The 25,126-nt window shown below is 66.8% G+C and carries 23 protein-coding genes and 2 pseudogenes; 11 read left to right on the top strand and 14 right to left on the bottom strand.

Annotated elements, in window-relative coordinates:
• Window positions 1-127: 127 nt before the first annotated feature.
• The 6 genes and pseudogenes from proC to MSM1_RS09890 all read right to left on the bottom strand — a co-directional run bounded on the left by proC (window position 128) and on the right by MSM1_RS09890 (window position 5,581).
• On the bottom strand, window positions 128-994 hold the full coding sequence (proC, locus tag MSM1_RS09915; RefSeq protein WP_213441804.1) for a pyrroline-5-carboxylate reductase: 867 nt from the start codon (window positions 992-994) through the stop codon (window positions 128-130).
• A gap of 45 nt (window positions 995-1,039) precedes the next feature.
• Window positions 1,040-2,417 (bottom strand): annotated as a pseudogene (tnpB, locus tag MSM1_RS09910) (IS607 family element RNA-guided endonuclease TnpB).
• A gap of 1 nt (window position 2,418) precedes the next feature.
• A pseudogene (locus tag MSM1_RS09905) lies at window positions 2,419-2,604 on the bottom strand (IS607 family transposase); the annotation flags it as partial.
• A gap of 247 nt (window positions 2,605-2,851) precedes the next feature.
• Window positions 2,852-3,694 carry a sugar phosphate isomerase/epimerase gene (locus tag MSM1_RS09900; protein ID WP_213441802.1) on the bottom strand — a complete coding sequence of 281 codons (843 nt, stop codon included), beginning with the start codon at window positions 3,692-3,694 and terminating at the stop codon, window positions 2,852-2,854.
• 19 nt (window positions 3,695-3,713) lie between these two features.
• Window positions 3,714-4,565, bottom strand: coding sequence for a hypothetical protein (locus tag MSM1_RS09895; protein ID WP_213441800.1), 852 nt, complete (start codon window positions 4,563-4,565; stop codon window positions 3,714-3,716).
• Window positions 4,562-5,581, bottom strand: a complete 1,020-nt coding sequence (locus MSM1_RS09890) for a Ppx/GppA phosphatase family protein (RefSeq protein WP_213441798.1) — start codon at window positions 5,579-5,581, stop codon at window positions 4,562-4,564. The genes MSM1_RS09895 and MSM1_RS09890 overlap by 4 nt, the downstream gene beginning before the upstream one ends.
• 60 nt (window positions 5,582-5,641) lie before the next feature.
• On the opposite strand from MSM1_RS09890, the gene MSM1_RS09885 reads away from it, so the two are divergent.
• On the top strand, window positions 5,642-6,469 hold the full coding sequence (locus tag MSM1_RS09885) for a hypothetical protein (RefSeq protein WP_213441796.1): 828 nt from the start codon (window positions 5,642-5,644) through the stop codon (window positions 6,467-6,469).
• Window positions 6,470-6,475: 6 nt separating this feature from the next.
• On the opposite strand, the gene MSM1_RS09880 is transcribed toward MSM1_RS09885, so the two are convergent.
• Window positions 6,476-7,201 carry a FadR/GntR family transcriptional regulator gene (locus MSM1_RS09880; RefSeq protein WP_213441795.1) on the bottom strand — a complete coding sequence of 242 codons (726 nt, stop codon included), beginning with the start codon at window positions 7,199-7,201 and terminating at the stop codon, window positions 6,476-6,478.
• A 98-nt stretch (window positions 7,202-7,299) separates the two neighbouring features.
• Between MSM1_RS09880 and MSM1_RS09875 the strand changes: the two genes are divergently transcribed.
• Genes MSM1_RS09875 through MSM1_RS09865 form a run of 3 tightly spaced genes read left to right on the top strand, consistent with a single transcriptional unit; the run spans window position 7,300 to window position 10,477 of the window.
• Window positions 7,300-8,268 carry a hypothetical protein gene (locus MSM1_RS09875; protein WP_213441792.1) on the top strand — a complete coding sequence of 323 codons (969 nt, stop codon included), beginning with the start codon at window positions 7,300-7,302 and terminating at the stop codon, window positions 8,266-8,268.
• Window positions 8,265-8,606, top strand: a complete 342-nt coding sequence (locus tag MSM1_RS09870) for a hypothetical protein (protein WP_213441790.1) — start codon at window positions 8,265-8,267, stop codon at window positions 8,604-8,606. Before MSM1_RS09875 ends, MSM1_RS09870 begins: the two co-directional genes overlap by 4 nt.
• Complete coding sequence (locus MSM1_RS09865; RefSeq protein WP_213441788.1) at window positions 8,603-10,477, top strand: GMC family oxidoreductase; 1,875 nt, start codon at window positions 8,603-8,605, stop codon at window positions 10,475-10,477. The genes MSM1_RS09870 and MSM1_RS09865 overlap by 4 nt, the downstream gene beginning before the upstream one ends.
• Before the next feature lie 134 nt (window positions 10,478-10,611).
• Here the strand turns inward: MSM1_RS09865 and regX are convergent, their stop codons facing one another.
• From regX to MSM1_RS09850, 3 genes are all read right to left on the bottom strand, one after another.
• A complete protein-coding gene (regX, locus tag MSM1_RS09860) occupies window positions 10,612-11,295 on the bottom strand; it encodes a two-component sensory transduction protein RegX (protein WP_213441786.1) in 684 nt (227 codons plus the stop codon).
• Window positions 11,296-11,397: 102 nt separating this feature from the next.
• Window positions 11,398-12,621, bottom strand: coding sequence for a cell wall metabolism sensor histidine kinase WalK (locus tag MSM1_RS09855; RefSeq protein ID WP_213441784.1), 1,224 nt, complete (start codon window positions 12,619-12,621; stop codon window positions 11,398-11,400).
• 138 nt (window positions 12,622-12,759) lie between these two features.
• Window positions 12,760-13,515, bottom strand: a complete 756-nt coding sequence (locus tag MSM1_RS09850; protein WP_213441782.1) for a phosphoglyceromutase — start codon at window positions 13,513-13,515, stop codon at window positions 12,760-12,762.
• A gap of 157 nt (window positions 13,516-13,672) precedes the next feature.
• On the opposite strand from MSM1_RS09850, the gene MSM1_RS09845 reads away from it, so the two are divergent.
• Complete coding sequence (locus tag MSM1_RS09845; RefSeq protein ID WP_307857353.1) at window positions 13,673-14,254, top strand: NAD(P)-binding protein; 582 nt, start codon at window positions 13,673-13,675, stop codon at window positions 14,252-14,254.
• A gap of 67 nt (window positions 14,255-14,321) precedes the next feature.
• On the opposite strand, the gene MSM1_RS09840 is transcribed toward MSM1_RS09845, so the two are convergent.
• Complete coding sequence (locus MSM1_RS09840) at window positions 14,322-14,768, bottom strand: lipoprotein LpqH (RefSeq protein WP_213441780.1); 447 nt, start codon at window positions 14,766-14,768, stop codon at window positions 14,322-14,324.
• A gap of 277 nt (window positions 14,769-15,045) precedes the next feature.
• Between MSM1_RS09840 and MSM1_RS09835 the strand changes: the two genes are divergently transcribed.
• Both MSM1_RS09835 and MSM1_RS09830 read left to right on the top strand, forming a co-directional pair.
• The gene (locus MSM1_RS09835) at window positions 15,046-15,336 is read left to right on the top strand and encodes a transposase (RefSeq protein WP_213441778.1); all 291 of its coding nucleotides are present in this window, start codon (window positions 15,046-15,048) and stop codon (window positions 15,334-15,336) included.
• Window positions 15,333-16,226, top strand: a complete 894-nt coding sequence (locus MSM1_RS09830) for an IS3 family transposase (RefSeq protein WP_213441776.1) — start codon at window positions 15,333-15,335, stop codon at window positions 16,224-16,226. The genes MSM1_RS09835 and MSM1_RS09830 overlap by 4 nt, the downstream gene beginning before the upstream one ends.
• A gap of 82 nt (window positions 16,227-16,308) precedes the next feature.
• Here the strand turns inward: MSM1_RS09830 and MSM1_RS09825 are convergent, their stop codons facing one another.
• Together MSM1_RS09825 and MSM1_RS09820 are read right to left on the bottom strand one after the other, a co-directional pair.
• Window positions 16,309-16,725, bottom strand: a complete 417-nt coding sequence (locus MSM1_RS09825) for a transposase (RefSeq protein WP_213441774.1) — start codon at window positions 16,723-16,725, stop codon at window positions 16,309-16,311.
• A gap of 433 nt (window positions 16,726-17,158) precedes the next feature.
• Window positions 17,159-18,685 carry an IS1380 family transposase gene (locus MSM1_RS09820; RefSeq protein WP_374101691.1) on the bottom strand — a complete coding sequence of 509 codons (1,527 nt, stop codon included), beginning with the start codon at window positions 18,683-18,685 and terminating at the stop codon, window positions 17,159-17,161.
• A 132-nt stretch (window positions 18,686-18,817) separates the two neighbouring features.
• On the opposite strand from MSM1_RS09820, the gene MSM1_RS09815 reads away from it, so the two are divergent.
• From MSM1_RS09815 to MSM1_RS09800, 4 genes are all read left to right on the top strand, one after another.
• Window positions 18,818-19,906 (top strand): tyrosine-type recombinase/integrase, encoded by a 1,089-nt coding sequence (locus tag MSM1_RS09815; protein ID WP_307857352.1) that lies wholly within the window; start codon window positions 18,818-18,820, stop codon window positions 19,904-19,906.
• Window positions 19,900-20,736, top strand: coding sequence for a hypothetical protein (locus tag MSM1_RS09810; protein ID WP_213441772.1), 837 nt, complete (start codon window positions 19,900-19,902; stop codon window positions 20,734-20,736). The genes MSM1_RS09815 and MSM1_RS09810 overlap by 7 nt, the downstream gene beginning before the upstream one ends.
• Before the next feature lie 136 nt (window positions 20,737-20,872).
• A complete protein-coding gene (locus tag MSM1_RS09805) occupies window positions 20,873-22,612 on the top strand; it encodes an IS1634 family transposase (RefSeq protein ID WP_213441770.1) in 1,740 nt (579 codons plus the stop codon).
• Window positions 22,613-22,708: 96 nt separating this feature from the next.
• A complete protein-coding gene (locus MSM1_RS09800; RefSeq protein WP_213441768.1) occupies window positions 22,709-23,914 on the top strand; it encodes a tyrosine-type recombinase/integrase in 1,206 nt (401 codons plus the stop codon).
• Here MSM1_RS09800 and MSM1_RS09795 read toward each other — a convergent pair.
• Window positions 23,879-24,757, bottom strand: coding sequence for a transposase (locus MSM1_RS09795; protein ID WP_213441766.1), 879 nt, complete (start codon window positions 24,755-24,757; stop codon window positions 23,879-23,881). The genes MSM1_RS09800 and MSM1_RS09795 overlap by 36 nt on opposite strands.
• Window positions 24,758-25,126: the final 369 nt, after the last annotated feature.

Raw genomic sequence — 25,126 nt, 5'->3', positions numbered from 1 at the left:
CGATCAGGCGCACGCATCCCAGCGACTTCCCCTTCGCTGGCATTAACGCACGCATACAACGAGGAGAATAGCGGGACTACTGGGGTTATTGCGACAGGTGGTGGATTTTCAATGGAAATTTTGTAAATTACTCCGATGTAATTCGTAGCTGCTCAGCGCGGTTTTTCGCGGCCTGTACGGCGGCGTCGACCGCCGCGCGAAACCCGGAGCGCTCGAGTTCGCGAAGCGCCGCCACGGTGGTACCGGCGGGCGAGGTAACACTCGCGCGCAGTTGGGCCGCGGTGGTGTCGACACGCATGCCCGGCGCCGCGTCGCCGCTCATGCCTCGCTCGTGCTCGATTCGCTCGGCGAGCATCGCGGCCGATCCAGCGAAGGTCCGAACGACCAGCTCGATGGCCACCTGGCGGCTCAGACCTACCCCGACGGCGGCGTCGACGAGGGCCTCGACCATCAGGAAGAAATACGCCGGACCCGACCCGGAGACCGCCGTCACCGCGTCCAGCTGGGTCTCGGCGACAACAAGCACACCGCCGACCGCCTCGAACAGCGCTGAGACCTCTTTGAGCTGCTCGGAGGTGGCAAAGCGGCCCTTCGCCAGGGCCGTGACCCCGGCACCGACCAGTGCCGGGGCATTGGGCATCGCCCGCACGACGGCGGCGCCATCCGGCAACTTGGATTCGAGGTAGGCGGTGGTGACGCCGGCGGCAACGGTGACGAACACCTGCTCGTTTTCCGCCCGGGCGGCCCCTCGGGCGATCTCCCCGATCACCGACTCGATGTCGGTGGGCTTGACCGCCACGATGACGAACGCCGCGTTCGCTACCGTGTCGCTCACGGGTGCCACCGCCACCGAGTAGGTCTCCGCCAGGTATCTGGCGCGATCAGCCAACCGTTCGGCCACCATCAGGTCGTGGACCGCTCGTCCAGACCGCAGCAGGCCCGACAGCAGGGCTTCGCCCATGCTGCCACCACCGATGATCGCGATTCTGGCCATGCCGGAAAGCATGGTAGACCGTTGCAAGTGAGTGATCGTTAGTGGTCACGCGACTTGCACCCCGTCTTGGGGTTGTTCGGCGGCCTTGCGGCCGCGTCCCTTCCACGCTTCACGGCCACCTGCCCGGCCAGGCCGGGTGTTACGGTCGGCTGCACGCTTGACGGCGGCCCCAACTGGGCCGACGACGCTAATGGTTTCCTGGTAGCGCGCGAGGTTGATCGCGGCGTTGTCATCACGCTGATGGACCGCCACACACGTGGCACATTGCCACTTCTCGTCCCATCCGATGTCCTGCACATGCCCACAAAGGTGGCAGGTTTTGCTCGACGGGAACCAGCGGTCAGCGACCACCAGCCGTGACCCGTACCAGCCCGTTTTGTAGGCCAGGTGCCGCCGCGGGGTGCCCAGGGCGGCATCGGAGTGCCCGCCGTCTGGCGCGAGCACCGGGCAGGCCCTTTTGCCGCGGCATCCCGGCGGCGTCTAATCCCTCCAGCACGATCCGGCCGTGGGTTTTGGCCAATCGTGGTGTCAGAACGTGCAGGTGATGGGTGCGGACATCGGTGAGCCGGCGATACAGCCGAGACATCTGCGTGGTGCGCTCACGATACCGGCGGGAGCCTTTCACACAGCGTGAACGGGCCCGCGACACCCGCCGTAATTCGCGCAGCGCCGCCCCAAGCGGGCGCGGGTTAGCCACCTGTTCGATCACGCCGCCGCCGGCGCTGGCCACGCTCGCCAGCCGGCGCACCCCGACGTCGACACCGACCCGCGACTCGGGCAGCGCCACGCCGGGCTGAATCGGCCGCTGCACCAGCACCCGCACGCTCGCGTCGAGTCGGGCGCCGTCGCGCCGCACGCTGATCGCCAGCACCCGCGCCCGGCCCTTGGCGATGAGGCGCTCGATGCGGCGGGTGCTCTCATGGGTGCGGGCGGTGCCGATCAGCGGCAAGGCGACATGCCGGCGATCCGGTTCGAGGCGCATCGCCCCGGTGGTGAACGTCACCCGGTCGGCGTCGCGTCTTTTCTTCTTCAACCGGGGGAAGCCCATCGGCTTGCCGTCGCGTTTGCCCGATCGGGAGCTCTGCCAGTTCCAGTAGGCGTCCACCGCGGCGGCGATCCCGCCCGCGTAGGCCTCTTTGGAGCACTCACCCCACCACGGCTGGCCCGTCTCGGCGTTGACGCACACCTCGTCTTTGACCTGATTCCAGCGTTTCCGCAGCACCCGCAGCGAGGGCCTCGCTGTCTTAACACCGGTGGCGTGCCACGCCCGGATATCGGCTTTCAGCGTGGCGACGGCCCAGTTGTAGGCCTTGCGGCGGGCCCCGAAATGGCGCGCCAGCGCGCGGTCCTGGCCCCCGTTCGGGTCCAAGGTGAAACAGAACGCCTGCACACACCAGCCGTCGGGCACCTCGAAACGCGGCATCTCAGGCCACCCCCACCTCGTCGGACGCCGCGGCCGCCAGCGCGCGCTTGGCCCCGTTCGGCGCAGCGCGTTTGCCAGACAACCAAGCGCACATACTGGTGAGGATCTCGCTCATATCGCCCACCAGGTCCTCATCGACCTCAGCCGAATCGACCACCACCAGCTCACGGCCCTGGGCGCCAAGAGCGCCGGCACCGGCAACAGCCCGGCGCTAAACCAGCGATACGCGGCCACCCGCGCAACACCGTTGCGCTCAGCCCACACCGCAAGATTCACACCCCTGTTCCTACAGCACACCACCGACAACTACCGACCACCCCACGCCGCAACAGTTGCCAGCCCCTCCCGGGCGATCGCAAGCGCGGCGCGGCCGCGCGCAGCGGGTCGCCCGCCAGCAGCACCGGCGATCGCAATACCGAAGTGTGCCGCCGGGCTCAGCGCATCAGATGCGTGCGGGCGAACTGCAATGACTCGGCCAGCATGGCTTCGCGCTCCCGGGCCGAACGTGCGCCGGAGGTGCTCACCTCCAGGATGACGTGGCCGGTGAAGCTGCCGGCGGCCAGCATCTGGCATACCTCGACGGTGGGTTGGGTGCCGCGCCCGGGCACCAGGTGCTCGTCTACCGGCAGGCCGCTGCCGTCACACAGGTGCAGGTGCACCAACCCGGAACCCATCCGTCGCGCCATCTCCAGCGCGTCGACTCCCGCCGTGGCGGTGTGCGACAAATCCAGCGTGTAGTGCGCGTGGTTGCCGTCAAGCGGATCGTAGGACGGCGTGAACGCCGAAATCGCCGGACCCGGTCCGCCGCCGCGTTTACGCATCCGCTCCCGGGACTGGTCGGCCGGGAAAAACCGGTCCGCCCGGAAAGGGAACATGTTCTCGACGGCCACCATCACCTCACTGGACGCCTCCAGGGCGGCAACCTGGTCGCTGAATCCTTCGGCGTAGCGGCGTTGCCACCGAAACGGCGGATGCACCACAACCGTCTGAGCGCCCAGCTGTTCGGCCGCCCGCACACTGCGTTCCAGCTTGGGAATCGGGTTGGAGCCCCAGACTCGCTGCGAGATCAGCAGGCACGGGGCATGCACCGACAGCACCGGGACGAGGTAGCGCTGCGACATCGTCTCGACGGCGTCGATGTCCTGGCTGGCCGACTCGCCCCACACCATCAGCTCGACCCCGTCGTAACCGAGCCGGGCCGCGTACTCAAAGGCGGCCTCGGCCCGCAGCGGATAGACCGAAGCCGTAGACAGGCCGACGTTGATGGCAGGACGCACGCTATGTCGTCTCTGGGGCCTAGGCCGATTGCAGCAGCGCCAGCGGGCCGAGTGTGACCAACGCTCCCACCGCAACCGCGATCAACGTGCTGACGATGTCCTCAGTTTTGCGCACCACTCGCACCCCCACCACCAGACCGAGGATGACGACAACCGAGAGCACCAGCGCCACAATGTTATTCCAGCGCCAGAGCTGATCGAAAGCGACAAACAAACCGGCACCTAACATCACCGCAAAAATCGACTGCAGCACCACCAGCCCGCCGTGCAGCAATGTCTGTGCTCTGCTCGGCCCCGCATAGCCGTCGTCACCGGGGACGGCCGAATCCGCCCCGCTGTCGACGTTGCCGAGGTCCTCACCGACTGCCGACTCGGCACCCTCCGGCCCACGGGCCATGGTCGTGCCGCTGACCAGCCGACTCGCCGGACCGTTCAAATAGGAACGCACGTAGGCCGAATCCTCGGTCACGGGTTGCGCTTCGCGCACCTCGGTATCCATCACGTCGACCGGGATGTCGGCATAATCCACCAATGGGTCGGGGCTCATCCCCTCGGCGCCGACGGCGGCCGGCCCGGGCGGCCCCTCGAATCCCGGCGGCTCCTCGGACATTTGCTCGGCGTCCCGGACACCCCCATTCGCGCGGCGGGAATGCGCCGTCGAATGAGTGGTCTTGGCGTGCTGATCATCGTCACCGACGACGGGTATTTCGCCGGTTAGCTCGGCGACCGTCACCGCTTCGGCGTTGCCTCGGCGGCGCCGCCGGCGACCGCTGATCGGCGGGGAGCCGATCATGTCGTTCTTGGCCAGCAATTCGGCCACCGATATCGGCCGGGTGGTTGCGTTCTGGGAATCGGAGTGTGGTCCAGTCATCCTGCGTCGCCTCTCGATCGGTCGACCGCGATCCGATCAACAGTTTGGCTGCCGGCATCGCGCACGGGCGCCTCGACAAGAGCGCTGCCGTCGGCTTCGCTGTCGAGTTTGCGCAAAATAAGCCCTTCCCGCAGTGCCCACGGGCAAATGTCCACCGTTGGTATCGACAACGCTCGCATACTTGCCTCCGCCACCAAAGCTCCCGCCACGATCTGCGGTGCCCGCTCGGCGCTCACCCCTTCTAGTTCTGCACGGTCAGCCGTCGTCATCCTAGAGATAAACGCTATGAGCTGCCGCAAGCCGCTGGCAGTCAGGGTGCGTTTCGCCCGCGGTCCGGCGGCGGACGGCGCCGCGCCCGTCAGACGCGCCAGCGAACGAAAGGTCTTCGAGGTTGCTACCGCAAGGTCGGGGGTGCCGGCTTTCAGCACGGTCGCACAGGCGTCGGCCAGCTCGGTGTCGAGCCAGTCACGCAGCATGGCGACCCGGCGCCGGCCGGGCGGGTCGTCGGGCAGCCACTCGCGGGTCAGTCGCCCGGCACCCAGCGGCAGCGACAGCGCCACGTCAGGCTCCTCGTCGACGCCGCTGGACAGCTCCAGAGAGCCGCCGCCGATGTCGATGTTGACGATCCGCCCGGCGCTCCACCCATACCACCGGCGCACCGCCAGAAAGGTCAGCCGCGACTCGTCCACGCCGCGGAGCACCTGCAGCTGCACGCCGGTCTCGGCGCGCACCCGCGCCAGCACGGCTTCGGCGTTCTTGGCCTCGCGGACCGCCGAGGTGGCGAAGGCCATCAACTCGGCGCAGCCCGAGCTGATGGCGATTTTGGCGAACTCGTCGATCGTCGAGATCATTTTGTCGGCGCCGCGACGGGAGATCTTGCCGGAGCCGTCGATGGCCTCGGCCAGCCGCAAGGTGGCCTTGGTCGAGCTCATCGGCGTCGGATGCCCACCACGGTGGGCATCGACCACCAGCAGATGGATGGTGTTACTGCCCACGTCGAGCACGCCTAATCGCATGGAACACCAGCTTACGTGGCGGGAACCCGATCGCCGGAATCTCGTCTACCGTAGGAAATTGTGGCAATACCGCAGCCGGGCAATCGCCGAGAGGTGGAACTGGATTTCACCCGGGAATGGGTGGAGTTCTACGACCCGGACAATCCGGAACACCTGATCGCGGCCGACCTCACGTGGCTCCTGTCGCGCTGGACGTGTGTGTTTGGCACCCCGGCCTGCCGGGGCACCGTGGCCGGGCGGGAACATGACGGCTGTTGCTCGCACGGCGCGTTTTTGTCCGACGACGACGACCGCACCCGGCTGGCCGGCTCGGTATCAAAACTGACCGACGACGACTGGCAGTACCGAGACCAGGGGTTGGGGCGCAAGGGTTATCTGGAACGCGACGAGCACGACGGCGAGCGGCAGTGGCGGACTCGCAAATACAAGGGAGCGTGCATCTTTTTAAACCGGCCGGGGTTCAAGGCCGGTCCCGGCTGCGCGTTGCACACCGCGGCGCTTCGGCTCGGTGTGCACCCGCTGACCATGAAACCCGATGTCTGCTGGCAGTTGCCGATCCGGCGCAGTCAGGAATGGGTCACCCGTCCCGATGGCAGCGAGATCCTCAAAACCACCATCACCGAATACGACCGCCGCGGCTGGGGCGCGGGCGGTGCCGACCTGCACTGGTACTGCACCGGTGATCCGGACGTGCACGTCGGTGCCCAGCGGGTGTGGCAGAGCCTGGCCGCAGAACTCACTGAACTGATAGGCGAGAAGGCCTATGCCGAACTCGCGGCACTGTGCAAGCGGCGCAGTGTATTAGGACTCGTCGCCGTGCACCCGGCAACGCGGGTGGCGGAGTATCGCCGCTCGGCAGTGAATCCCGGAGGCGAATCCGGGAAGTGAGTCGTGCTAAGTCCCTCGATTAGCGCGTTTGTAGGCCTCGACCATGCGCAGCGCGCTGGCGCGCAGGTACGCCTCGACCGCTGCACCGGCGGCCGCGGGCTCGCGCGCCCGCACCGCATCGCTGATCGCCCGCAACTCGGCCACCACCGCAGGGACATCGTCGTAGGCTGCGGTGAGCTCGTGCTCCCGGCCGCCGAACGCCTGCTCGACCCAGCGATACAACAATCCCAGCGCGCGGTTGCGGGTGGCGTGAATGAGCTCCCGGAAGAACGCGAGGTCGGCCGCCTGCCGTGCCGCAGACGTGTCGGCGGTCTCGATGTCGTGCAAGGCCTCCCGCAACGCGTTCACGTCACCTGGTGTGCTGCGTTCGGCGGCCAGCCGCCCGACAAGCGAGCCCAATGCCGTTCGGATTTCCAGCAGCTCGACCAGAAAGTCGGCGCCCAGCTTGCGCACCAGCGCCTCGATGACCGTGGGATGGGTAAGGCCCTGGGGGTCACGCACCACGTTGCCGCTGCCGTGGCGGGCCTCGATCAGGCCCATGTGCTGCAGCCGGGCCAGGCCCTGGCGTAATGAGGTGCGGTTGACGCCGAGCTGTGCGGCCAGCTCCCGCTCGGGCGGCAGCGTGGAACCCGGCGGGAAAACCCCGTCGAGGATGGCGTCGGCAACCGACGCCGCGATCTGCTCATCCAGACGCTGACGCTCGGGTGGCCGAATCCGGCTTGACTGGCTCATTGGCTCAACCAATATAGTGGATGGGCGTCGTGGGCATCCCATCCGAGCGGCGCGCCTACGGGAACGCAGATGTTGCCGCTGGAGCGGAGGTAGGACACATGGACCACAATGCCGAGGCGGCCGCTGCCCCCCGCTGGCGGGGTCAGCCCGGCCGCCTGGAGGCGTGGTATGCCACCCTCTCGGATCCGCTGACCCACGCCGGGATGTGGGTGCACTACGAAACGATCGCGCCGGCGGCCTCACTGGCCAGGGCCGGGCGAACCGCCTACGCCCACGGCTGGGTGACCTGGTTTCCGGTGGGTGGCCCCCCGCGCACCGAACGGTTCGGTCCCGTTCCCGCCCGGCCCGCAGCAGGCATCGCCTGGTTCCAGGCCGCGGGCGCACACGCGGCACCCGAAGAGCTCGGTGGGCGTGCCGGATCGATCGCATGGGCGCTGAGCTGGAAGGACACCGGTGCGCCGTTGTGGACCTTCCCACGAATCGCCTGGGAGCGCGAGGTGCTGCCGGGCGCTCAGGTGGTGATCGCACCCACGGCCGATTTCACCGGTTCGGTGAGCGTCGGTGACGTCACTCACCACGTCGAGAGGTGGCAGGGCGGCGTGGCCCACGTCTACGGGCGCGGGAACGCCAAGCGCTGGGGATGGATCCACGCTGATCTCGGTGACGGTGACGTGCTCGAGGCAATCATCGCAGTGCCACGCACCCCCGCAGTGCTCAGGCTCGCGCCGATGGCATTCATCCGATGCCGTATTGATGGAAAGGATTGGCCGGCAATGGGTTTGCCGTCCATTCGGATGCGTACCACCCTCGGGTTGCGACACTGGCAGCTGGCCGGGCACATCGGCCGCCGCTATGTGCTGGTCCGCGTTGACCAGCCCGAAAGTCGTTGCGTCAGCTTACAGTACACCGATCCTGACGGTGCCCGAGCGGTGTGCACCAACACCGAACAAGCCGATATTTACGTCGAGATCGGTGATCGCCGCTGGTCGGTATTGGGCGCCGGTCATGCCGAGGTCGGCCTGCGTGGCGCTGAGGCGCCCGCCATCAACGAGAGGATCGTGTCATGAGCTTCCTGTTCGACCCGCCGATGCTGCTCGCCTCCGGGGTGCTGATCGAACGGGTGGTGGCTGAGGAGAAACGCGATTTCGCCGAGGCCGCGACCCTGGGGGCCTTCTTCGGCACGTCGTTCGGCCTGTACCACAACGTGCCAGGCCTTGGGCTGATGTGGCGCCCGTTCCGCGCGCAAAACGGGCGCGACTTCATGTGGAACAGCGGAGTTTTCGACCTGAATACCGAGCAGCTGAAGTGGCCCATGCACGCCGCTGCGGGCGCCATGTTCGCCACCTACCCGCTTTTCATCAAGCTCGGCCGTCGCCTCGGCCGGCGGCGCCCATTTCGGCGATGAGCTGGCTTGCACAACGGGCCATCGCCTCGTTCGGTGCCGCGCTGCTGCCCGAGGAACGCGGCGGCCCGCCACCGGCTCAGCTGGTGGATCGGGTGGACCGCTATGTCGCCCAGCTGCCCGCTGCGGCGCGGTTCGCTGTGGGCTGCGGGCTGCTATCGGTCCTCGCCGCCACCTATCTCACCACCGGCCGGTCGCCGTTACGGCTGGATCCGGATGCCCGCGCGAACGTGTTGCGCAGGGTGGCATCACTCGGACCGGATGCCGGCGCCGCGATCGAGGGTCTGAAAGCTATCGTGTTGCTCGCTAATGGCGCCGACAGCTACGCGGCCGAACTGCTCGCTCGCGCAACCGAACACGATATCGCTCGCCCCGACGCTGCGCTGAGCGTCACCTCATCGGTGGATAGCCCATCGGTGCTGAGGGCGGATGCCGTCGTCGTCGGCTCCGGCGCCGGGGGTGCGATGGCGGCCCGCACACTGGCCCGGACGGGTCGGCTCACCGTCGTGCTCGAGGAGGGCCGGCGCTGGACCGTCGAGGAGTTCCGTACCCGCCACCCGATCGACCGCTACGCCGGCCTGTACCGTGGGGCCGGAGCCACCATTGCGTTCGGCAGGCCCGCGGTGGTGTTGCCGATCGGCCGGGCAGTCGGCGGCAGCACCGTCGTCAACTCCGGTACCTGCTATCGACCCCCGTTGGCCGTCCAGCAGCGTTGGCGCGACAAATTCGGCCTGGAGCTCGCCGACCCCGACCGGTTAGCGGGGCATCTCGATGAGGTGGAGCACACTTTGCGGGTCGCCCCGGTGCCGCTGGAAATCATGGGGCGTAACGGACGGCTGCTCCTCGACGGCGCCCGTGCGCTGGGCTGGCGCGCAGCGCCCATCCCTCGCAATGCGCCGGGGTGTGACGCGTGTTGTCAATGCGCGATCGGCTGCCCGCGCAATGCCAAGTTCGGCGTGCATCTCAACGCGCTGCCGCAGGCCTGCGCGGCCGGCGCGCGCATTATCAGTGACGCCCGCGCCGAGCGGATCCTGCTGCACGACGACGCGCGCGCCCGCGGGGTGCGGGCACGCCGGCCCGACGGCACGGCGCTGGACGTTCTCGCCGACACGATCGTGGTTGCTGCCGGCGCGACAGAAACACCAAACCTACTGCGGCGTAGCGGTATTGGTAACCATCCGCAGATCGGGCGAAACCTTGCCCTGCATCCGGCCGTCGCGGTCGCCGGACGCTTCGACGATGATGTCTTCGCCTGGCGCGGGGTGCTGCAGAGCGCCGCGGCCGACGAGTTGCACACGTCCGATGGCGTGTTGATCGAGGCAACCTCAACGCCGCCGGGCATGGGCTCGATGGTGTTCCCCGGGTACGGCAGCGAATTGCTCGCTTGGCTGCGGCGGGCACCGCAAGTCGCGACGCTGGGTGCCATGGTGGCCGACCGGGGGGTGGGGCGGGTGCTATCGGTGCGCGGCGAGACGGTGCTGCGCTACGACATCACCCCGCGCGAGATCACCAAGCTCATGGTCGCAATAGAGGCGATGGGGCGGCTGTTGTTCGCCGCCGGGGCGGTTGAGGTGCTCACCGGCCTGCCGGCGGGGCCGACGGTGACGTCGTTGCCGGAGCTATCGGACGTGCTGCGCCGAGCAAACCCGAAAAGCCTGCACCTGGCGGCTTTTCACCCGACGGGCACCGCTGCCGCCGGTACCGACGAGCAGCGCTGCCCGGTCGATCAGCGCGGCGGGCTGCGCGGTGTGAAGGGGGTGTGGGTCGCCGACGCATCAATCCTGCCCAGCTGCCCCGAAGTCAATCCACAAATGTCGATCATGGCGCTGGCGCTGGCGGTCGCCGACGAGCTGGTGGCGGCCCAGGAACGATAGTATGCGCCCCGCGATGCCAGACTTTGACCCGCAGGCCGACTCAGGACCCGATCATCTCGTCATCGTGGATATCACGTTGACGCAGAGCTTCTGCACACCGCCCCGGAACAATGCCACGCGCCGCAACGGGGACGTCAACCCTCCAGCTTGTAACCCAGCCCCCGCACCGTCACCAGGTGCACCGGATTGGCCGGATCGGCTTCGATCTTGGAGCGCAACCGCTTGACGTGCACATCAAGTGTCTTGGTGTCGCCGACATAATCGGCGCCCCATACCCGGTCGATCAACTGCCCACGAGTCAACACCCGCCCACTGTTGCGCATCAGGTATTCGAGAAGATCGAATTCTTTGAGCGGCAATGTGATCGGCTTACCATTCACCGATACCGTGTGCCGCTCAACATCCATCCGCACCGGCCCAGCCTCCAGGATGCCATCACTGACGTCGGACTCCTCGTCACCACCGCGGCGAAGCACCGCACGGATCCGGGCAATCAGCTCTCGCGCCGAGTAGGGCTTGGTCACGTAGTCGTCGGCACCCAACTCTAGACCGACGACCTTGTCGATCTCGCTGTCGCGGGCGGTCACCATGATCACCGGCACGCTGCTTCGGGCCCGCAACTGCTTGCACACATCGGTGCCTGACATCCCCGGCAGCATCAAATCGAGCAACACGATGTCGGCGCCGGCCCTGTCGAACTCGGCAAGCGCCGACGGCCCGTCGGTCACCACCGTCGCCTCAAAGCCCTCCTTACGCAGCAGGAAAGCCAGCGGATCAGCCAGCGACTCTTCGTCTTCCACGATCAGCACACTGGTCATCAGCGCCACTCCTCTTCATCGCTTCGCTCTGCTTCGTCGTCGGCGCGGGTCATCAGCGCCACTCCTCTTCATCGCTTCGCTCTGCTTCGTCGTCGGCGCGGGTCATCGGCTTAGCTCTTCCTCGCGTTGAGTAACGGTGGGCCGCCCGTCGCGCCCCGACGCTATCTCGACTTCCTCGCCGACGTCCTGATATGCCGGGATGGACAAGGTGAACGTCGACCCGGTGCCTGGCTGGCTCCACAATCCGATGCTGCCATTGTGATTGGCCGCGACATGCTTGACGATCGCCAAGCCGAGCCCCGTTCCACCGGTGGCCCGCGAGCGCGCCTTGTCCCCCCGGAAGAACCGCTCGAACACCCGCTCCTGGTCTTCGCGGGCGATGCCGATGCCCCGGTCGGTGACCGCGATCTCGATGAAGTTGGCCCGGCGGCGACGGCTGATTGACACCAGTGAGCCGCGCGGCGAATACGCGATCGCGTTAGACACCAGGTTGGCCAGCGCGGTGACCAGCAAGGTCTGATCCCCCAACACCTTAAACCCGCTCGGGGCATCGGTTCTAATTTCGATGTCTGAATTGTCGGCGGCCACTTTATGACGTGAAATAGCTTCTGCCACAATTGTATCCACGTCGACCGCGCTCAGGTTGGGCAATGGCCCACCACCCTGAAGCCGGGACAGCTCAATCAGTTCGCCCACCATGTCGCCAAGTCTGTTGGCCTCGATGAGCACCTTCTCGCCAAAGCGGCGCACCGTCTCAGGGTCTTCCGCCGAGGCCAGCAAGGCCTCGGCCAGCACGGCCATAGCGCCAACCGGCGTCTTGAGTTCATGGCTGACGTTGGCCACGAAATCACGCCTGGTCGCCTCCATCCGGGCATACTCGGACTGGTCGTAGACAAAGACCACGGCGAAGCGGCGGTCTTCCTCGCTCAGCAGCCGGGCCTGGCCGTGCACGGACAGCCCGGCCCGGCCGGCTGGGGCACGCTTGCCCGGTGACAGGTCGAACTCGGCGTCCTCGCCGGCGAGCGCCCTCAGGGCCGCTTGCCACGCCTCCTCGTCGAGCTGCCGGTCGCGCACCAATCCCAGCTGCTTGGCCTGGTCATTGAGGTAGACCACGTCGCGATGGGCGTCCACCACCGCGGTGCCCAGCGGCATCAGCGCGACGATGCGCTGCAGCATCTGCGAGACCGTGATCCCCGCCCATTCGGCGGCCGCACGCTGCCGTCGTTCGGCTACCCGCGGTGCCATCCGGGTTCCCGCGGCAACACCGACGGCCAGTGCCGACAGCGACAACACCCCGGCCGACAACAGCGCCGAGAACATAGTCACGCGAAAATCCTACAAATCCGGTGAACATCGCCCTAGCTGCCCAGGGCTTAAATCGGACATGTCACAGATTGCAACACAGGAATTCGTCCACTGTTCACGCGTTGTTTTCGGTTTTCCGGGTTCTCTCATGAAGACCTCTCAAGTGCCCTGGCGTGCTACCGCGGCAGCGCCAGCAGCGGCAGCTTCGGGGTCGAGATAGGTGCCGCCGGCCACCAGGGGCCGCAACCCGGCATCCAGGTCGTAGCGCAGCGGAATGCCGGTCGGGATGTTCAGCCCGACGATCTCCTCGTCGGACATGCGGTCCAGGTACTTGACCAGCGCGCGCAGCGAGTTGCCGGACGCCGCGATCAGCACCGTCTTTCCCACGCGCAAGTCCGGGACGATGACATCGGTGTAGTACGGCACAAACCGGGCCACCACGTCGGCCAGGCATTCGGTCAGCGGCCCTCCCCCGATGTTGGCGTAGCGCGGGTCGGCATCCTGACTGAACTGGCTGCCCCTCTCGATCGGCGGCGGGGGGGTGGCGTAACCGCGCCGCCACGCCATGAACTGCTCCTCGCCGTAGCGCGCCCTGACCTCGGACTTGTTGAGGCCCTGCAGCGCGCCGTAGTGACGCTCATTGAGCCGCCAGCTACGCCGCACCGGGATCCAGTGCCGATCGGCGGTGTCCAGTGCCAGATTCGCGGTGGTGATCGCCCGTCGCAGCAACGAGGTGTAGACCACATCAGGCAACAGGTTGTGCTCGGCCATAAGCTCGCCGCTGCGCACCGCCTCGGCGCGGCCCTTGTCGGTCAGGTCGACGTCGACCCACCCGGTGAACAGATTCAACGCGTTCCATTCACTCTCGCCGTGACGAAGAAGTACCAGCGTCGCGGTTGCGTGTTGTGATCCCATGGCGGCCTAGTCTGTCATGGCCTAGCCGTCTGCAGCGTGGCGCCCGCTCCGCCGCCATCAAATCGCCCCCAAGGCCCGCGAGCCGTACCGGGACCGCTGGACGGGTTGTGAACTGCTGAGTGTTAAGTTCAGATGCACGGGCCAGCGAATCGTTATCGTGGGCGCGGGGATTGCCGGACTGGCCACCGCTGTCGGGCTGCAGCAACGCGGGTATGAGGTCGCCGTTGTCGAAAAGCGCACCGACACTTCGGAGGGTGCTGCGATCAGCATCTGGCCAAACGCGCTGGCCGCCCTGGACCACCTCGGCGTGGGTGACGCGGTCCGCACGGCCGGTGGCCGGATTAGCACCGGCGCGCTGCGCTGGCGCGACGGCTCGTGGCTACGCCGCCTGGGCGCTCAGTGGTTTGTCAACGCCCTCGGCGAGCCGCTGGTAGTGCTGCAGCGCGCGGTGCTACGTGACATTCTTACCGCGGCACTGGCGGCAGAAACGGTGGAATACGGGCTCGCCGCCAACCGGCTGATCGTTGACGGCAACAAAGTGTGCCTTCGGTTGTCGGATGACACGGTCCGCGTCGCCGACGCGGTGATTGGCGCCGACGGCACCATCATCGTCTCGGAGCCCGCGGCGTGGGCCGATGTGGCGTGCATCGCGCGCAGACACCCCCAAACCGAGCGACCGTACAGCGACACACAGCAGCCGCAGCAGCACTGGTTACGTCCGCGGCGTTTGTTACGATGACCGACCAGTGGACGGCCGCCGCCCTGGTCGCTGGAGCAACTCTCGACGATGCCCGCTGGCTTGGACATCAGCACGACACCCTTATCGTGAAGGTTTCGGTTGTTAGTTCGCTCGGTTTGGCGTTGTTGAAGCCCATAGCGGCGCCGGTGATCGTGTAGGTGGCACCAGTCATCGTGACGGCAGCCTTGCCTTGTAAGTCGCGATCGTAGGAACCGGTGAAGCCGTTTACATTACGGATCCGGACGAATTCGGCGGTCAGTTGTTGTGCATTGGATACCATCACGGTCACGCCTGAAGCCTCGTGGCTGGTCCTGATCGTCGTCAGCCATTCGTCCGGTGTGCATTGCACAGAGTCCGTAAGGCCCAGATCTTTGTCGTTCATGGTGAGCGCAGCAGTACCAGGCGGCAACGTCCCGGGTTTGGGTTGTTTTGGGGATACCTGGGTCGATGAGCAGCCGACGGCACCGCCGATCACCAGCACCGCTGTAGCAGCGGCGACAAACCTGTTTTTCATAGCAGCCTTCCTGCCTGATGACGTGCAAGGAATCTACCGCCGCACAGGTGCTTTGCGCCAGGATATGGATACATGGGAGCAATGATTAGAACCTGTGGATGAGCCGCGGCGAGGCGGCGTGAAAGTGGGGCACCTTCCCGAGGATGATCTGGAAGTCGAAGGTCTGATCAAAAGCCGGTGTTGGTTCGAGAAGGTACGCGCGTGCCCACGGTAGTTCACGAGGTGGAGGAGGGGAAATCCCCCGAAAGTGTGGAGGCATGCACTATGAGGTAAGGGCATGTCAGAGACGCGCAGGAAGTTCGACCGGGAGTTTCGGGAGGGAGCGGTACGGATAGTCCGGGATACCGGTAAGCCGATCGCGCAGGTGGCCCGAGACCTCGGGATCCATCCGGGCACCCTGTGTAATTGGGTTGCCAAAGATCGTGCTGAGCGGGAAGGCGCCCAGGGGCTTTCCACCGGTGATATCGCCGAGTTGAAGCGGCTGCGCGCCGAGGTCGCCGAGCTGCGCATGGAGCGTGATGTGCTCAAGCGATCCGTGGTCGGCTGGGTAAAGGAGGCGACGAGGTGAGTGTGGCCCGCTTTATCGCCGACCAGAGGACCGTGCATCGGGTGCCACACACGGTGTGCTGCGCGCTTTTGGGGGTCAGCGTTTCCTGGTTCTATAAGTGGCTGGACCGCGAGCCCACTGAGCGGCAGCGACGCCGCGCGCGGCTGGATGCGCGAGTGGCGGAGCTGTTCGAGCGCTCCCAGCGCACCTACGGCTCGCCGCGGATCCACGCCGACCTGCTCGCTGAGGGCTGGAAGGTCAGCGTGAACACGGTGGCCGACTCGATGCGCCGGCAAGGGCTGGCCGGGCGCAAGCCTAAGCGCCCCAGGGGGTTGACCCGCCAGGACAAGAAGGCACCTAAGTTCCCCGACCTGCTCAAACGGGACGCCACCGCCGCAGCGCCCAACCGGGCGTGGTGCGGTGATATCACCGAAATCCCCACCGATGAGGCCAAACTGTCTTTGGCTTCGGTCCTGGACCTGTGCGGGCGACGTTTGCTGGCTTGCCCGATGTCGGAGCACCCCGATGCCGAGCTGGCCAGCGACGCGATCAAGATGGCCGTCGCAGTACGTGGCGGGCGCGCAGCGATCGCTGGCGTGATCTTTCACACTGATCGCGGATCTACCTACACCGCCAATGATTTCACTAAGCTGTGCCGCAAGCTCGGGGTGCGCCAATCGATGGGACGTGTCGGGTCGTGCTTCGACAACGCCGCCAGCGAGGCGTTCTTTTCCACCCTCGAACACGAGGTGCTGTCCCGCCACCACTTCGCCACCAAGGCACAGGCACGCGAGGCCATCACCACCAGGTGCTACGAGTTCTACAACACCCGACGTCGGCACAGCTCAGCCGGGTTGCTGCCACCCGTCGAATACGAAAAAATCACGGCCATCCAACCGGAGGCCGCATAACGGAAACCTCCACGTTTTCGGTGGCGTCCCAATCGCGGTGTAAAAGTTCGGGCATAGATTCCGCTCACTTGCGATTGTGATTTTAGGCGATGGCGCCGACAGCATCGGCCGGCGCCGCTCCGGTTTCGGCGCGTACTTCCGAATTTCGTTGCGGCAGTTGGGTCGGTGGGTCATGCAACGACCTTCGCAGGTCCTGTAGTAGCCGTAGCCCGGCCGGTGTCATGGTGAACCCGCGCCAGCCGGCCGAGGCGCGGTCGAGTACGGCCCACACCAGCTTCAGGAAGGAGTGCTCGCCGGGCAGTCGGCCGATGACCTTGACTCGGCGGCGGGTCTCCCCGAAGGTCCGCTCGATGAAATTGGAGTGGCGCACCCGGGCCCAATGCTCCCGTGGGAACCGCAGGTAGACCGTCAGCGAGTCACAGTCATCAAGCAGACACCGCACCGCCGCCGGATACGAGTCGCGCCAACGCTTGGCGAACGCGTCGATCCTCTTGTGCACGAGGTGACCGCGTCGCGGCCAGGCGCGATGTTCTCGGGCACATCGAAGATCGCCCAGTAGTCGGCCTTCACCTCGGCTTGGGCGTTTTTGGGCACTTTGGCAAGGATGTTATCCGTTAACCGGCCCTCGCAGGGGCGACACGCTCGGCGCAGGTGAGGTCCCACTAGTCCTTAAATAAGCGAGTCGCTGCCAGCGGATTGCAGGATTGTGCGGGAGTTCGATTTGGTTTGGCGGTCGGGCGGTGTCTGGGGCGTCGATGACTGTTTTCGGATGGGTGAGCGGTCGTCGATTGGCTGGATTATTGCTTCTGCGTGGGTTGTTCGGGTGTGAGGGCATGCGGGGACGCCGCCAGGTGCGCTGGTTTGGGCAACGGAGACAGGGCTGGCGTGCTGTGGGGTGCGGCAGGGCCGTAGGCGAGTGGCGGGTGTGGGTGTCAGCCGAAGCGAGTGCGCTCAATGGTGTTGTAGGCGCTGAAGAATCGGTCCAGGCTGGGGTGGTAGCCGATGATCCGGACGGTAATGGCACGGGCGCGGCGGATGATCATGGCGGGGATGAGGATCACCTGGGTGCAAAAGCGGCGGAACTCCATGTTGATCCAGTCGCGCCGGTCGGCCTTGTGGTGCAGCATCATCGCAAACCAGGACTTGATGTTCCAGGCCAGGGCGGCGATGACCATGTGGGCCCAGTTGGAGACCAGGTCATAAAGGGGCACCCGCAGCGCGTTGACACCGTTTTTCAGCTGCTCGATGACGTTTTCCTGGTCGCAGCGGTCGTTGGCGCAGGCCACGACCTGCGCGGGGGTCAGATCGGTGCGGGTGGTGATGTAGAAGAAGTAGCGGACCTCGTCGATGAGCGCCTGCTCACCGCGGGTCTTGCTGATGTTCTTGCGCAGCGCGATCACCCGGTAGGGTCGGCCACACTTGCCGGGCTGGTAGGTGAACTCGGCGACATCCTCGCCGTTGAGTTCAAGGTTGACATAGCCGCGTTCGGCGACGATGCGCCGCTTGTGGTTGGGCTCGCGCCGGCGCTGCTGCCCGCTGCGCGGCGGCGCGGCTGCGGGCCGCTGCAGCGGTGTCCAGCAGGCCTCGGCCAGCGCCTCGGCGCGCGAGCGCAGCGCGGCACTGGCGTCCATGGCGAACACGAAGTCGACCTGCTTGGCCCATCGGTCGAAGTGCGCGGTCAACGAGAAGTCGGTGTCCCCGCGCAAACACACCCGTGCGGCGTGCGGGGTGACCAGCTCGATGGCCTTGTCGATCCACTGCGCCGCCCCGGCGTGGCTGGGCGCGTTGCCGGGCCGGTTGACCAGGTAGAGCACTTCCTTGGTGTTGGCCAGCGACACGATCAGCGGCGCGTAGCCCCAGATGCCCTTGTAGGACATGTCCATCCCGGCCTTGTGTTGGCCGTAGGTGGGTGCGATGGTGCCGTCCACGTCAAGGTAGGCGATCGGGCCCAGCAGCTCAGCGCCCCGGCCCGCCCACAGCTGCGGGCGCACCGCGTTGATGGCCTCCATCAACGTGGCCACGTCGGCCTCGCTGAACCGGCGGCAGAAATCGCCGGCCGTGGTCGGATCCGGGATCAGCTGCGCGCCCAAAGCGTTCATGTAGGCGCTGTCGTGGCGCAGCCGCTCGATGTCTTCAAGGCGGGTGCCGCCACAGGCCACGTTGTAGGCCAAGTTCAACACATGGTCGGATTCGTGATAGGGCAGGTGCACCTTCAACAACTGCAGATCCTCGTCGATCCGCTCGACCAGCCCCAGCTTGGTCACCAGCCGGTGCACCGCGGCGATCCCCCCGAAGGCGGTGGCGTCGATGTTGGCGCCAACCTCGTAGCGCACCGGACCCGAGTTCAGCATCGGCTTGGGCCGCGCGCCCCAACGCCCCGCCCGCGCGTGCCGCGCCGCCACCCGACGCCGCCGCCGCGCAATGTTTCGCCGACTCTGCTCATGCGGTATCTTCTTCACCACAAAGGCCTTTCTTGCTGGGCTGCGTTGATGTCGCAAACCCAGTCAGGGTAAGGCCTTTGCCCTATCCACCCCAGCCGACACGCTTACTGAGGGACTAGTGGGGCTCGTGTGTGTTCACACTGGAGGTCGGTGGCTTTCCGTGTGGAGGTGCCGATGGGGCTTCGGGTGGCCGGCGATGGAGACGTCTTTCTGATTGCCGGTGAGGTTGCCGCTGGGCAGCGCGACGACGTCGCGGTGGTGAACCGGTTCTTGGCGCATCTGCAGGGCAGAAACTTCGCTCGGGCGACGCGACGCGCGTATGCGTATGACGTGTTGAACTTTTTGCGGTTTCTCACCGGGCAGGGCGTTGGTCTGGCCGAGGTGCGGCCGACCGACTTGTTTGATTATCTGGACTGGCAGACCCAGCCCAAGCGCACTGCGGGTTCGACAGTGGTCCGGTTATCCGAGCGGCGGGGCGCCGCTGCCGCGACGCAGAACCGGCGCATCGCCGCGGTGCGGGCCCTGTTCGAGTTCGCGGTGATCACTGGCGTGGTGATGGCCAGTCCGGTGCCGGCGGCGCGGCGCACCAGCGGGCTTCGGGCGCGTCGGGGCTTGCTGGGCCATATCCGGGCTCGTCACTCGCGGTCAGGCGGCCGGCTGGTGCGCCAGCAGCGGCTATTGCCGGAAAGCCTTGAGCTGGCTGAGATTGAGGCGTTTCTGACTGACCTGGGCACCCATCGCGACCGCGCGATGGTGCTGCTGATGCTGCTCGGCGGACTACGCGCCGCCGAGGTCCGCGGTCTGCTGTTGGCCGAGGTGGACATCGCCCGCCGGCAGTTGCGGGTGGCCGGCAAGGGTGGTCGGGAACGGGTGGTTCCGGTGGACCGGCCGTTCTTCGCTGAACTGGCTGCTTATCTACGGCTTGAGCGTCCAACAGATTGCACGACCGAGCAGTGTTTTGTCGTGCTGCGCGGGCCGACCGCAGGGCAGCCGTTGACCGAGGCTGGGATGCGTCGAATCTTCCGCACCCACCGGGCCAGCTCGGGCGCAGCCCGGGTGCGCCCCCACCGGCTGCGCCACACCTACGGCACACAGTTGGCCGCGGCCGGGATCGACCTGCTGGTGCTGCGGGACTTGATGGGACATGCCAGCCCCGAGACAACGGGAAAATACGTGCACCTATCGGCTGAGACCCTCTGCGCCGAGTACAGCACCGCTCGCAAGGCATCGCCGTGGTAAGTGTCGCGGTTAGCGCGGCCGACGCCGCGCCGTTGCCCGGCGCAGCCGGGCTGATCGCTGCCTACGACGCGCACGTCGAGGCGATGTCGCTTTGCGCGAGTGTGCGATTCGCACGGCGTCGCAGTGCGCGCCGCTTCGTGGACCGCTTTTCCGACCTGGCGGTGTGGATGCGTCGGCCCACTCCTGCCCGGCTGACAGACCTACACCGGTTCAAAGCGTGGTCGTTCGTCTCGTGGTGTTTCATTCAGCGGCACCTGGTCCCCGACGTGGAGCTACTGCTGGCCAAACCAGCCGGGTGCGGGCTACCGGTCGAGTGGGCTGCCCACGAGCCCGACAACGTGGCCGCAGTCGCCGAGGCCGCTGCGGTGCTGGGCTGGAGTGCCAACTGGCAGCGTCAGGTCGGGCTGCTGGCCGCCTCGACGATTTGCCTGCACGTGGGAAAACCCGTGCGGCGGTTGACCGAGGACGACTTCGCCTGTGTGCTCGGACAATTGGATGGATCGGCCGCGCTGTCTGCCTCGGCGCGCCACCATGCCCGCACCCGGCTGTTCGCCTTGCAGCAGGCCTGTTATCAGCTCGGCAGCCTGAGCACCCCGCCGCGGCAGAGCCGACCGGTGGCGGTCGGGCCACTCGTGCATGCCTCCGGTGTGCGCCAGCCGCTGATCCGCACCGAGGTCGTTCGCTATGTGCAGACGATCACCACCACGCTGCGCCCCTACACCGTGGCCGGGCGAACCAAGGCGCTGCGGGTGTTCTTCGACTACCTCGCTGAGCACCACCCCGAAGTGACCCGGCTGCAGGAGATCGAACCCGACTTCCGCAGTTCGTAGGCATATTTCGGGGTAGCGCGGAGCGATTGTGCTGGTAGGAGGCTTGCAGAGTCACCGAAACGGCGGATTCGTGTAGGCACACGAGTTCTGGCGTGTCGCTGGACTTCACCAGCGAATATGTGCTAGCAGTGTAGGGGTGTACCTGCGGGAGACGAAGCGGCGCAACCGCGACGGGTCGACGGTGTCGTATCTGCAGCTGGCGCACAGCGAACGCCATCCGGTCACCGGGGTGCCCTCGGCGAAGGTGATCCACAACTTCGGCCGCGCTGACACCGTGGACCGCGACGCGCTGGCCCGACTGGTCGCCTCGATCTCGCGGTTCCTCGACCCGGCACAGGCGATCGCGGCCGCGCACACCGGCGAGATCGAGATCTTGGACTCGCGCCGCTTCGGCGGGGCATGGGTGCTCGACCAACTCTGGGACCGGCTGGGTGTGGGCGCGGCGCTGCGCCGGGTCGCCGCGGACCGGCGCCTGGACGCCGCGACCGTGGAGCGGGTGCTGTTCGCGCTGGTGGCGCAGCGGGCGCTGGAACCGGGCAGCAAGCTGGGCGCCGCACGGTGGGTCGCCGAACGGGTCGCGATCGCCGAGTGCCCCGGGTTTTCCGATGACGCGGCGTATCGGTCGATGGACTTTTTGCTCGCCGCGCTAGGCGAGATCGCCGCGCAGATCTTCGATTCGGTCGCGCACCTGCTCAACCTGGACGTCGACATCGTCTTCATCGACACCACCTCCACCTACTGGGAGGTCGATGTGCCCGACGAACTGGCCGACCTGGCCCCCGAACCCGAGGTCGACGACGGCACCGCGAAAGCGGTCGAGCGGGCCGCGCGCCGGTTCGGCAAGTCCAAGGACCACCGCGACGACCGGCCTCAGGTGGTGATCGCGATGGCGGTGACCCGCGACGGAATCCCGGTGCGCTGCTGGACCTTTCCCGGCAGTGAGAGCGATCAGCGGATCATCCGCACGGTCAAAGACGATCTGGGATCGTGGAATCTGCACCGGCTGGTGTGGGTGGCCGACGCCGGGTTTGCTTCCGCGGCCAACCGCGCCTATCTCACCCGCGGCGGCGGGCACTACATCCACGCCGAGAAGCTGCGCCACACCAACGCCGAGGCCGCCGACGCGCTGGCCCGCCCCGGCCGTTACCACGACGTGGCCGACAACCTGCGGGTCAAGGAGATTCGGGTGGCACCCGGCGGCGGCAACAACGAGGGGGTGCGTGCGGAGCGGTTCGTGGTGTGCCACAACCCGGATGCCGCCGACCGTGACGCAGCAGTGCGTGAGCGGCTCATCGAGCACCTCTCCGGGCTGATCGATGGCTCGGACGCCTGGCCGAAACGCAAGCGCGACGAGTTCGTCGGCTCCTTGAAGGGCAAGCCCGGGCTGCGCAGGCTGTTGCGGCGCACCAAGACCGGGCTGCTGCGCATCGACCGCGCCGCCGCCCAACGTGAAGCCCACTACGACGGCAAGTGGCTGCTGCGCACTTCCGACCTCACGCTTACCGCCGAGGATTTGGCCGCCGCCTACAAGCAGCTGCTCGCGGTGGAACGCGGCTGGCGCGACGCCAAGAGCTCGCTGGGGCTGCGCCCGGTCTACCACCACCGCGAGGACCGCATCCGCGCTCACGTCCAACTGTGTTGGCTGGCACTGCTTCTCATCCGCGTCGCAGAAACCCGCACCGGCGACACCTGGCGCAATCTGCGCCACGAACTCGACCGCATGCACCTGGTCACCTTCGCCACCGCCGACGGCCGCGTGGCGCAACGCTCCGCCCTCACCGGCGATCAGAAAACCATCCTCGCCGCGCTCGACCTACCCGAACCACCCAAGTACCTCGCCTTCACACCCGGCATCGACGCCGCCGTCGCCGACTGACGAACCCCGCCCGGATCGCTGGCGTCGTGTAGTAACACGACCCAAATCGGCTCATCCCACGTTTGCGCTAGTAAACGCCCAAATCCGGCGATCCGTGTGCCCACTATCTGCGGAAGTCAGGTCGAACGGACCCGCCATATTGAGCCGTATCTGGCGTGGGCGCGGGCCCGGCCGTGGCGCGGCAAGAACCGCCAGCGCCGCACCATCGGCGTGGTCGCGTTCCACCAAGACGTGGTCGACCTGCGCTGCTTCTTCGAAGACATCGCCGGCTGGAGCTGGCCGTCGGCCCCGCCGCGGCGGCTGCTGTTCTACGCCGACATCCCACGCACCCCCGACGCGCTGCCCCGAGCCCTGACCCCAGACGTCGACCGGGCGCTGACGACGGCCGTCGCCAACCTCGATGACGCACTCGTGCGTACCGGCCTGCTGCTGCTACGCGCCACCGGCATGCGCCTCGGCGAACTGCTCGACCTGGAACTGGACTGCCTGCTGGACTTCGCCGGGCATGGCACCTGGCTGCGAGTGCCGGTCGGCAAGCTGAACTCCGAACGCATGGTGCCGCTGGAGCCGGACACCGTGCAGGTGATCGATGCCTGGATCGCCCAACGGGGCCGCCAGCGTGCGCTGCCTCACCCCCGCGGCGGCCGGCTAACTGAGTTCTTATTCCTCGAACACGGCCGTCGGCCAACGTCATTCCGGCTGCGCAAGGGCCTGCTCGATGCCGTCGCCGCCGCCGGGCTGCGCGGCCGCGACGGGCAGCTGCTGCACGTCACCCCACACCAGCTGCGGCACACCTTCGGCACCAGCCTGATCAACGGCGGTATCGGGTTACCCGCGCTGATGGCGCTCATGGGCCACGTCACCCCGGAGATGACGTTGCGCTACGCCAAGCTCACCACCCCGACCATCCGCAGTGCCTACCAGGCGGCGATGGACAAGGTCCGCGCCGGTCAACTGCTGCCACTGACCGCCGTCAACGCCGCACCGCCAGTACCTGACAAGGTCGCCTGGCTGCACGCCGAGATGCTCAAAACCCGGCTCGCGCACGGCTTTTGCGCCCGGCCCAAAGCCGCCGGGCCTTGCCCCTACGCCAACATCTGCGAACAGTGCGACTTCTTCGTCCCCGACCCAGCGGCCACCACGACGATCAGCGCGCAACTCGACGACATCCGCGCCCTGCAAGCCGATGCCCACGCCCGCGGCTGGGACGACGAGGCCGCCCGGCATCAGCGCGTCGCGGCCAATCTCGATCAACACCTCCAACGACTACGCCGCCATCACTCGACCGATCTGCCTTCTTGACTCCGGCCGCGAGGGCCGGTTAATTCTGGCGCGATGCACCAGACACCGCTGGCGCAGCGCGGCACCCATGGTGCGCTCCACCGCGCCGATCAACCCGGGTGCGCCGTCGCTGATCACCAGCAGCGGGCAGGCCAGCCCGCGCTCGCCGAGCCCGCGCAAAAACCCCTCCCAGGCATCCCCGGACTCGCTCGCGGCGGCCTCCAGCCCGACGAACACCGGTTTGCCGTCGGTGTCGATGCCCCACGCGGCCAGCACCGGCTCGGCCGAGGCGTTGGCGTGGTACGTGAAATGGCTGCCGTCCAAAAACAGGTAGTCCAGCTCCACCTCGTCGAGGCGCCGACGGCTCCAGGACTCGAACTGGGTCTTGATGTCCTCACACACCCGCGACACCGTCGACTTCGACACCGCCGCGCCCTCGCCGAGCGCCTCGACCAAGGTGGCCTCCACGTCGCGGGTCGACAACCCGCGCACGAACCCGGCGATCACCAGCGACTCCAGCGCGTTGGTCTTGGTCACCCCCGTGCCGAACAACTGGCTGGCGAACCGCTCGGTGGTGCCGCGCACCTTCGGCCGCTCCAGCGTGATCGGGCCGGCGGTCGTTTTGACCGTGGTCGGGCAATACCCGTTACGCATCCCAGCCCGCGGATCCTCGCTGGTAGCGGCCCGCTGGTAGAGATCCCGGCCCAAAAACGCGCTCACCTCGGCCTCCAACGCGCACTGCAGCAGTAGCTGCGCGCCCAACTGGGCCACCCGCTCGACTGCACGCGACAAATCCTCACCACCGGCGAACACCCCATCAATCTCTGCCTGCAACCGCTGCGCAGGCGATATCCTCTTCGACACGGACGTAGGCTCCTTTCCTCAGACTTCCCGTCTTGGAGGGAACCTACGTCCGAACCCTTTTACACCGCCGCAGGGACACGACCACGTTTTCAGGGGAAACCCACTACCGGCCTTCGGTTGACCGCCGCGAACCGGCCCGTCAACGCACACCTCGCACCCCATCTTCAACCCTCCACCGCCACAACGCGATCGACCCGGACCAAAACCGGTCACCACACCGCCGCAGCCGCGCCCACACCCAATTACACCATCACCCAACAGCCTCCAACCCCCATCAGCGCAGCCCAACAACGCAGCCACCACCGACCCGACCACCGAAAACAAGATCATCACAGTCCAGCTGAGAAATCAGGGTCTGAGCTGAGCTGA

The organism is Mycobacterium sp. SM1, from assembly GCF_018361265.1.
GTDB lineage: Bacteria > Actinomycetota > Actinomycetes > Mycobacteriales > Mycobacteriaceae > Mycobacterium.
This window is presented reverse-complemented; position numbering and strand designations above follow the sequence as displayed.